Origin of the sequence: uncultured Campylobacter sp., from assembly GCF_938030685.1 — a bacterium.
Lineage (GTDB): Bacteria > Campylobacterota > Campylobacteria > Campylobacterales > Campylobacteraceae > Campylobacter_B.
Map to the genome: position 1 here is coordinate 1 of NZ_CALHHX010000074.1, position 9,330 is coordinate 9,330.

At 47.2% G+C, this 9,330-nt stretch carries 7 protein-coding genes; 2 read left to right on the forward strand and 5 right to left on the reverse strand.

What is annotated here, in order from left to right:
- Positions 1 to 609: 609 nt before the first annotated feature.
- On the forward strand, positions 610 to 1,935 hold the full coding sequence (locus tag Q0369_RS03285) for an aminotransferase class V-fold PLP-dependent enzyme (protein WP_298095927.1): 1,326 nt from the start codon (positions 610 to 612) through the stop codon (positions 1,933 to 1,935).
- A 535-nt stretch (positions 1,936 to 2,470) separates the two neighbouring features.
- Here Q0369_RS03285 and tupC read toward each other — a convergent pair.
- Both tupC and tupB read right to left on the reverse strand, forming a co-directional pair.
- Complete coding sequence (gene tupC / locus Q0369_RS03290; RefSeq protein ID WP_298095930.1) at positions 2,471 to 3,730, reverse strand: tungstate ABC transporter ATP-binding protein TupC; 1,260 nt, start codon at positions 3,728 to 3,730, stop codon at positions 2,471 to 2,473.
- Positions 3,727 to 4,419, reverse strand: a complete 693-nt coding sequence (gene tupB, locus Q0369_RS03295) for a tungstate ABC transporter permease TupB (protein ID WP_297989751.1) — start codon at positions 4,417 to 4,419, stop codon at positions 3,727 to 3,729. The genes tupC and tupB overlap by 4 nt, the downstream gene beginning before the upstream one ends.
- 70 nt (positions 4,420 to 4,489) lie before the next feature.
- On the opposite strand from tupB, the gene tupA reads away from it, so the two are divergent.
- The gene (gene tupA / locus Q0369_RS03300) at positions 4,490 to 5,308 is read left to right on the forward strand and encodes a tungstate ABC transporter substrate-binding protein TupA (RefSeq protein WP_291937738.1); all 819 of its coding nucleotides are present in this window, start codon (positions 4,490 to 4,492) and stop codon (positions 5,306 to 5,308) included.
- A 527-nt stretch (positions 5,309 to 5,835) separates the two neighbouring features.
- On the opposite strand, the gene dnaK is transcribed toward tupA, so the two are convergent.
- From dnaK to Q0369_RS03315, 3 genes are read right to left on the reverse strand one after another with little or no spacing between them, the layout of a single operon-like run.
- A complete protein-coding gene (dnaK, locus tag Q0369_RS03305; protein WP_298082870.1) occupies positions 5,836 to 7,722 on the reverse strand; it encodes a molecular chaperone DnaK in 1,887 nt (628 codons plus the stop codon).
- Positions 7,723 to 7,766: 44 nt separating this feature from the next.
- Complete coding sequence (locus Q0369_RS03310; RefSeq protein ID WP_297881939.1) at positions 7,767 to 8,342, reverse strand: nucleotide exchange factor GrpE; 576 nt, start codon at positions 8,340 to 8,342, stop codon at positions 7,767 to 7,769.
- Positions 8,339 to 9,127 (reverse strand): HrcA family transcriptional regulator, encoded by a 789-nt coding sequence (locus Q0369_RS03315; protein ID WP_297988143.1) that lies wholly within the window; start codon positions 9,125 to 9,127, stop codon positions 8,339 to 8,341. The genes Q0369_RS03310 and Q0369_RS03315 overlap by 4 nt, the downstream gene beginning before the upstream one ends.
- Between the last annotated feature and the right edge of the window lie 203 nt (positions 9,128 to 9,330).

The window sequence follows — 9,330 nt, forward strand, 5'->3', positions numbered from 1 at the left end:
TGAAAGCGAAGAAAAAGCGATGGAGTGGCTGCAGAAAAATTTTATCGGCAAATAGGCGCAAAGCGCACTTCATGACCGCGCGAGCAGCTTGCGAACAGATCCGCAAAATAGCGGCTCTTTGTGATGCGCAGCGGCTCGCCGGCGCGATAATTGGTTTGTGGGCAATCCGCGCTTTTAAGAGAGTTCGCAGAATTTTAAAAATTTCGGAATTTGCAAAATTTTACGGATCCGAATTTTTAAAATTTTTAAAATTTGGCATAGTGGAATTTTGTCGGCTATATAGAATTTGACGGTCTGAATTTTACTGCGCGGAGCTTTTAAATTTACATATCGCAGCGCGATCGTAATAAAAGTCGTAGTAGTAAAATTTCATTTTGTAAAATTTTACTACTTTAAATTTTATATCAGCAGATGTCAGCTCGTTAAATTTGCTCGCCAAATTTTATTACGTTTATTACGCAAAATCCATTCTAATGGTTTTGCAGTTAGATTTCTCCGCTGCGCCGCGTTATTTTACGAGCGCGGGCTGAGGCGTTAAAATTCTCCACGAAAGCCTTAAATTAATCCAAATTTCACTATAATTAATCACTTAAATTTTAAAGGCCGCAAATGCTAAGCTTAGACGAAATTCGAAAAAATATCATCCTAAAACCGGGCGTGCACTATTTTGATTACACTGCTTCGGGGCTTGCTTACGAGCCCGTAGAGCGCGAGATAGGCGAAATTTTAAAAACCTATGCCAACACCCACTCCGACAGCAGCTCGAGCGCGATCATCACGCAGAAGCGCTACGAGGGCGCGCGCGAGAGCCTAAAAAAGTTACTTGGACTTGACGAGCGGTTTTGTCTCATTGCTTGCGGACAGGGCGCAACGGCCGCGATCAAGAAATTTCAGGAGTTGCTTGGCATCTATCTGCCGCCTGCGACCAGAAGCGCGATCGGCGAGGCAAATTTACGCGCCGCGCAGCTTCCGCTCGTGCTCGTTTCGCCATACGAGCACCATTCAAACGAGCTTAGCTTTCGCGAGGGGCTTTGCGACTACATGCGCGTGCCGCTTAGCGAGGGCGGCGAGATCGATCTGCTAGCACTTGAGCGCATCCTAAAGCTTAACGCAACACGCCGCATCATCGGCTCGTTTAGCGCCGCCTCAAACGTCACGGGCGTCGTTAGCGACTATAAAAAGATCAGCGAGCTAATCAGGGCTGCGGGCGGCATCGTCGCCTTTGACTGCGCTGCGCTGAGCTCTCACGCAAATTTAGATTGCGATCATTTCGACGCGACTTTCCTCTCGCCGCATAAGCTACTTGGCGGACCTGCTAGCTGCGGGCTTTTGGCGATCAAAAAAGAGCTGCTCAGTAGCGACGTTCCGACATTTGCCGCGGGCGGGACGGTTGCATACGCCAGCCGCGAAGGGCACGTATTTTTGAAAAATCCCGAGCAGCTAGAGGAGGGCGGTACGCCGCCTATTATCGGGCTCATGCGGGCAAATTTAGCCTACGCGCTGCGAAACGAGGTGGGCTTTGAGAGGATAAAAAGCGCCGAAGACGAGCTGGCGCAGCTTTTTGAGGGCGAGCTAGCGGGCATTGACGAGGTCATAAACTACGCTCCGAAGGGCGCGCCGCGGCTACCGATTTTTTCATTTAACGTGCGCGGCGTCTCGGCGTATGATTTTGCCACGAGCCTTAGCAACGACTTTGGTATCCAGACGCGCGCGGGCGTGATGTGCGCGGGACCCTACGCTCACGATCTGCTGGGTATCAAGGAGGGGCGCATGCCAGAAAACAAGCCGGGCTTCGTGCGCGTGAGCCTGCACTACACGCATACCGAGCAAGACGTGCGCTATCTCGCGAGCGCGATAAAATCCTGCATCAAAAAGCACCGCGAGCTTTGGGGCGAGGAAAAAGCGATGTATGAGATGTTCGGCGGGAAGATTTAAGCGGCGTGGGTTAGGACTTTGCCGCTTTTTTTAGCTCATGAAATTTTATAAAATTCCGCACCGTTTTTAAAATTTATCGGAATTTCGCGCTATCTTTTTGGAATTTTACATGGGTTTTGCGCCGCGGAATTATTACTATCATTCCGCCTTTGTGCTGCAGGCAAAATAAACGACACGCTCTGCAAAGTAACATATAATTTCGTTCATAAATTTGCGGGCAAATTCCGCAGAGTTAAAATTTAGAATTTTAAATTCTACGTCTAAAAATTGTGGAATTTCAAAATCCCGTTAGCTATATTCGCGGCTAAGCTTTAAAATTTCTTAGCAATGGAATTTTAAAATTTCACACTGCGCCGCCAGGTAAAGCCCTGCCTGTAAATTTCAAAATTTAAAGGCGCAAATTTTTATGCTCTGTTTCGCTGGGTACGCCGCGCTAGATGGTTCGCAGTGAAAATTTGAGGCAGAAATGAAATTTATTAGCGCCGCGCGAATAAAAATTCTAAAGCAAAATTAAGCTTATCCGCACTGCGCAGAATTACTCCAGCCCTAAAAACGCGCCGTCTTCAAATCCGAAATAGATCCTCTCGCCCGCGCTCCAGCGCCTCTCATCCTGCGCCGTGACGCATTTTAGTAGCACGTCGCCCACCTTGATCTTGATGAGTAGAGAGGAGCCGTACTGAAGCGAAACCGAGTGCAAAATCCCCGCAAAGCAGCGTTCAAACGGGCTTTGGGATAATAAAATTTTACTCGGATTTATCGCGATTTTGCGAGCGCGTGCGAGCCCCTCTTCAAGGCGCAGCGAAATTTCATCCGAAAATTTTAAAATCCCGTTTTGCACGTCAAAGATATTTTTGTATTCAAACTCGCATATCTTGCCGCGATGCAGAAATACGCTTCTTTGCGCGATCGCGCTGAGCCATTTCTCGTCGTGGCTGGCGATGATAAAACCGCAGCCGTAGCGACTCCGCATAAATAAAATCGCGCGCGCAAAGAGCTTGGAGGCGGCAAGATCGAGGCTGTTGGTCGGCTCGTCGAGCAGATAGAGCTTCGCGCGCTGCGCCAAAGCGAGCGCAAAGGCGATGCGCTGCGTCTGCCCCGAGCTAAGCTCGAAATGCTTCTTTGATAAAAAACTTCTATCAAGCCCCGTTAGGCCGAGCGCTTCATCCACCCGCTCGTCAAATTCCGCAAGCGCGCCGCGACTTTTGAGCGCAAATTTAAAATTTTGCTCCACGCTGCGTTTTAAAAGCACGGGCTCGGGCAGCAGCAAGCAGGTCTGCCGCAGCGTCTGCAAAGATGGCGCCCGCTGCCCCCAAAGTTCCACGCTGCCGCCGCTTGGACGCTGCAAAAAAGCCAAAATCCGCAGTAGCGTGGATTTGCCGCTGCCGTTGGAGCCCAAAAGCGCCGTGATGCCGCTCGTATTTAGATCGAGGCTAGGGATATTTAGAATTTCGCTCCGTCCGTAGCGCAGCACTAGATCTCGCACTGAGATCAGTTCGCTATCGGGTACAGATCGCGCGGCGGCGGAATTCTCATTTGCAAAATTCTTTCTCGCAGAATTCTCACTCGCGAAATTCTCGCTCTTGGAATTTTTATCCGCAGAATTTGCGCTAATGGAATTCTCGGTCGCAGAATTTTCACTCGCAGAATTATTGGCGGCAGAATTTGCGCTCGTAGAATTCTCTCCTATAGAATTTGTGCCCTTGAAATTTTCGCTCATAAAATTTTCGCGCTCTCGCTCCGCCCGGTTTTTGTCCGTGAAATTCTTGCTAGGACGCGTTTGCTTATCTGCATTCATCGATCTAGCCTTTTTAGCGCGTGGATGGCTAAATTTACCGCAAACGCTATTAAAATCAGCACCAGCGCGAGCGCTATACCCATCGCAAACTCGCCCTTGTTGGTCTCAAGCGAGATCGCCGTGGTGATCGTGCGGGTGAAATATTTGATATTGCCGCCGATCATCATCGCTACGCCTACCTCGGCGACGATCCGCCCGTAAGCGGTGGCGATGACGACCAGCAGGGCGTAGCGCAGCTCGTAAAGCACGCAAAGGATTAAATTTAGCGGGCTTAGGCGGTAGTTCATAATGTTTAGATAGTGCTTTTTGTCCATATTTTCGATGACGCTGGCGCTTAGCGAGACGATGATGGGAAGCGCCAGCACAAACTGCCCGAGCATTACGGCCTTGAGCGTAAAAAGCAGCCCCAGCTCGCCAAAAGGGCCGTTTCTGGAGATGAAAGCATAAAGTATCAGTCCTATCGCTACCGTGGGCATCGCAAGTGCGACGTCGCTTAAAAGCCTAAGCGTTCTGCGAGCGCGAAATTCGTAAAATCCGAGGATAAATCCTATCGGAAAGCCGGTTATAATCGCAAAAAGTATCGAGATGCTCGAAGTATAAAGCGTCGCTTTAATCGCCGAAAATGTCTCCGCATCGCCGCTAAAAAGCAGTCCGAATGCGCTTAAAATTCCTTCTAAAATAAAGTCCAAGATTGTGTCCTAAATGTTCTATTCTGGCAAATTTATATGCTATAATAGCATATTTTTTAAAGGAGATAACATGAAAAAAATATTTTTTGTTTCGCTCGCTCTTAGTGCGAGCCTTTTTGCCGCCGACAATGATTTGGTGATGGCAACCACAACGAGCACCGATAATACGGGCTTATTAGACGCTATCTATCCTGCGTATAAGGCGGAAACAGGCGTCGATATCAAATGGACGGCGGTAGGCACAGGTGCTGCTCTAAAGCTTGGCGAGAACTGCGATGCGGACATACTTTTCGTACATTCGCCGAAGGTCGAGAAAGAATTTGTAGAAAAAGGCTTCGGCGTTGATCGCACGCCCGTTATGTATAATGATTTTATCCTCATCGCCGATAAATCGATCGCGCCTAAATTTAAAGGCAAGGACCTTAAAGGCTCGTTTGAGCTAATCAAGGCGGAGAAGATTAAATTTTTCTCTCGCGGCGATAAATCGGGCACCGACAACAAAGAGAAAGGAATTTGGAAAAAGGTTGAGGGCGCCGTACCTGAAAATGAGGCATGGTATAACCAAACCGGTCAAGGCATGATCGCTACGATCAACGCAGCCGCCGAGCAAAAGGGCGTGACCTTCACCGATCGCGGCACCTACATCAAATACGAGGACAATAAAAAGGGCAATCCCGATATGGTTATCATCAACGAAGGCGATAACGATCTGAAGAATTTTTACTCCGTAATCGCGGTCAATCCGAAGCACTGCCCAAAAGCCGACTATGAAAACGCGCAGCGCTTCATCAAATGGATTACTAGCGAGAAGGGGCAGAAGTTCGTAGGCGATTTCAAGCTGCTAAATAAGCCGCTTTTCACCCCTGATGCGAATACTCGCAAGAATTAGCTCTAGCTAAATAAGGCTAAATTTAAAGCCCAAAGGCGAAGCGCCGTCTTTGGGCTTTTGCTTTTTCATAAATCAATCCGCGCGCCTTTAAATTTAGCTCTTTTGCTTCTAAAATTTAACCGGTGCTTTTTACCGCGTCTTTTTACGATACATTTTTTACTTTCTCGCCATACATTTAAATTTATCGCAGCTTCGTTTGTAGGCAATAGGCTTAAAATTTCAGCTATATTTGAGATCGGTACGGAGAAATTCCAGTCGTGTTCGGATATACTTTAATGTCTAGCGGTATTTATACAGCGCAAAATTTAATAGTATTTATGTGTGACTCAAAATTTTAGTTTGTTATGAATTTAATTTGAAGTAGCAGTTAAGCTCGGGCGTATGAAAAACGCCCAAGCTTGTGAAGCTGTGAAATTTTATGTGCGGTTTATGGGGTCGCTTCTGCCGCGCGCCGATAAAATTACTTTTCAAGCGCAGGCAAAACTACCGAGCGCGCGGCTATAAATTTCACTTTGCGTGTGAGCGAACTATTCGACTTCGGCGTCGATGACATCGTCGTCTTTTTTACCGCCGTTTGCACCGCTGCTTTGCGATCCGCCTTGCGCACCTTGATTTGCGCTGGCAGCCTTGTATAGATCCTCGGCGACCTTGCTTAGGGCTTCTACTTTAGAGTTTATCGCTTCCTTGCTCGCGTTTTCATCCTTTAGCACGGCTTTTAGATCATTTAGCGCGCCCTCGATCTTAGCGCGTAGATCGCCCGGCACCTTCTCGCCCATCTCGCTTAGGCTCTTTTCGGTTTGATGTGCAATGCTATCGGCTTGGTTGCGCGCTTCGACGGTTTCTTTGCGCTTGTTATCTTCCTCTTTGTGAAGCTCGGCGTCCTTTACCATCTTATCGATCTCGGCGTCACTTAAGCCGCTTGAGCCGGTGATGCGGATGTCGGTTGCCTTGCCGGTGGCTTTGTCTTTTGCCGAAACGGTTAAAATTCCGTTCGCGTCGATATTAAATTCCACCTCGATCTGCGGCACGCCGCGAGGAGCGGGCATGATGCCTTCAAGATTGAAATTTCCTAGCGATTTGTTATCTTTCGCAAACTCGCGCTCGCCCTGCAAAACGTTGATCGTAACGGCGCTTTGATTATCCTCTGCTGTCGAGAAGGTTTGAGACTTTTTCGTAGGTATTGTAGTTCCCTTCTCGATGATCTTAGTCATTACGCCGCCTAGGGTTTCGATGCCGAGGCTTAGCGGAGTAACGTCGAGTAGTAGCACGTCTTTTACGTCGCCTTTGATGACCGCGCCTTGGATCGCCGCGCCGATTGCTACGACTTCGTCAGGGTTTACGCTCTTGTTTAGCTCCTTACCGAAAGCCTTTTTGACCTCCTCTTGCACGAGTGGCACGCGCGTCGAGCCGCCAACCATGACGACCTCTTTTATGTCGTTCATGCTAAGACCTGCATCGCTTACGACCTTTTTGAGAGTGCTTATGGTCTCATCTACCAAAGAATCGATCATACTTTCAAATTTAGCTCTAGTGATGGTTTTCATTAGGTGCTTTGGACCGGTGGCATCAGCAGTGATGAAAGGTAAATTTACCGTCGTTTCCATCGCGCTGCTTAGCTCTTTTTTGGCGTTTTCCGCAGCCTCTTTTAGGCGTTGCATAGCCATGACATCGCCGCGCAAGTCGATGCCTGTTTCAGATTGAAATTCCGAGGTTAAAAAGTCGATCAGTTTGTTATCGAAATCATCGCCGCCCAAAAATGCATTACCGCCGGTAGCTAAAACTTCTACGACGCTATCGCCGGTTTCTAGCACGGTTACGTCGAATGTACCGCCGCCTAGATCGTAAACGACGATCTTTTCAGATTCTTTTTTATCCAGCCCATACGCAAGCGCTGCTGCGGTCGGCTCGTTAATGATACGAAGCACGTTTAGGCCCGCGATTGTTCCTGCTTCTTTCGTCGCCTTTCTTTGGCTGTCGTTGAAATACGCAGGCACGGTTATGACCGCATCGACAACCGGCTCGCCCAAAAACGCCTCGGCGTCCTCTTTTAGCTTGATCAGCACCTTGGCTGAAATTTCTTGCGGCGTATAAACCTTGCCCGCGATTTCTACCGCGCACGCGCCATTTCGGTCGATGATCTTATACGGTAGGCGCTTTTTGGCCTCCTGCGCATTTTTTTCATTCATCATAAGACCCATGATGCGCTTGATCGAATAGATCGTTTTTTCCGGGTTAGTGACTGCTTGGCGCTTGGCACTGTCACCTACTAAAACCTCGCCTTTATCGGTGAAAGCGACTACCGACGGAGTGGTGTTTTTGCCCTCTTTATTCGGTATGATCTTGCTCTCGCCGCGTTCGAATATGCTTACGCACGAGTTTGTTGTTCCTAGGTCGATGCCTATGACTTTTGCCATTTTTTATCCTTTGTGTTGAATTTAAAATTTTAAAATTTGGACGATTATTTCGCCACTACTACCATAGCGGCGCGCAAAACGCGCTGCTTATACATATAGCCTTTTTGATATACTTGAACGATATCGCCTTTTTTAGCGCCTTCGGCTTCAATCATCGAGATGGCGTTATGCACGCTAGGATCAAATCCCGCATCCGTCGCTATCGGAACGATACCGTATTTTTCAAAAGTCTTTGTAAAAAGGCTTAGACATTGTTTTACGCCGACCTCAATTTTATCCGCAAGCTCATTACCTTCCACATCAATTTTGGCGGCTTCCTCAAGCGCGTCGATTATCGGCAGTAGATCTTTTGCAAAGCTCTCGCTAGCGTAAGCAACAGCGCTATCTTTTTCCTTTTCCAAACGTTTTTTGAGATTTTCAAAATCCGCATTGGCGCGGTAAAATTTATCAGTGATCTCACTCAGCTCGTTTTGAAGCTTTTGTATCTGCGCGTCAGTATCGTCGCATGTCTGCGCCTCTTGCGGCTCGCTTGCCTCTGACGCGCACTGCTCGCAAACTTCTTTTTCTTCACTATCGCACGCTGCGTTTTTATCGCCGTGCTCTTTAAATTTATGGCTCATGCTACTCCTTTAGCGTAGTTAAAAAATTTCTCGTAATTCTCATAAACGCTGCCTGCGCAGATCATCGTAGCGTCCTCGCCTTCGAATTTCACGGGGCGTTTGATCCCCATAAATCCGTGCTCGAAGTAGGGCGCGAAGATCAAATTTTTAGTAAAATTTACGGCGATCGAGGGGTTGAGTAAAATTTTAAACCGCTCGTCTTTGAAAATTTTATACGCTACGACCTCGTTACAAAGAAATTCGATTTTAGAATTTTTTAGCTCTTTAATTTTGGTGCTAAGCTCGCGTAGACCGATCTGTATCGAAGCTATCTCCAAATCTCCGAGTGAAATTCCTATTAAATTTGATAGAAATTTAAAAACTCTAAAATCGTATTTTAAGATAATCTCATCCGTTCTAAATGCAAGGATTATGAAGCGATTATCGTGATTGATAACTTCGCTTAGGGCTTCGTTTTCGGCGTTGAAAATCATACAGTAAATTTCAAAATCCTCAAGCACCGCTTCTAGCTCGCGAGCATCGTCTATTTTTAACTCATCGTCGAAGCTAAGCCTAGCGCGCCAGTAATCCTGCATCGTCGCAACTGTGGGGATTCTACCACCGCTTACATGAAGCTGCGTCAAAGCCCCCTCATCGCTTAAGCGCTTAAAATAAATTCGGATGCTAGACGCTGACATCGCTACGCCCATACGCTCACCCAGCTCTGAAGATCCGATCGGGGTATTGCTATCAAGATAGGCGGAAATGATGGATTCCAGGATCATATCACGTTTATTCGTTTTCACCTTTAGCACTCTTTCGTTAAGATTGCTAGTATTATACAACATTGAGTGGCAATATGTCAAGGTTTTTATATAAATTTTATAAAATTTTAGCAATCGGGTCCTGAGTTTGCTAAATTTTAACTATGATTTTTTTGAGGTGAGCGTAATTCTTGGAATTCTTGGAATTCTTGGAATTCTTGGAATTCTTGGAATTCTTGGAATTC

Coding starts and splice junctions, on each gene's coding strand:
- Q0369_RS03285 (WP_298095927.1), top strand. CDS start 610: ATGCTAAGCTTAGACGAAATTCGAAAAAATATCATCCTAAAACCGGGC.
- tupC (WP_298095930.1), bottom strand. CDS start 3,730: ATGAATGCAGATAAGCAAACGCGTCCTAGCAAGAATTTCACGGACAAA.
- tupA (WP_291937738.1), top strand. CDS start 4,490: ATGAAAAAAATATTTTTTGTTTCGCTCGCTCTTAGTGCGAGCCTTTTT.
- dnaK (WP_298082870.1), bottom strand. CDS start 7,722: ATGGCAAAAGTCATAGGCATCGACCTAGGAACAACAAACTCGTGCGTA.
- Q0369_RS03310 (WP_297881939.1), bottom strand. CDS start 8,342: ATGAGCCATAAATTTAAAGAGCACGGCGATAAAAACGCAGCGTGCGAT.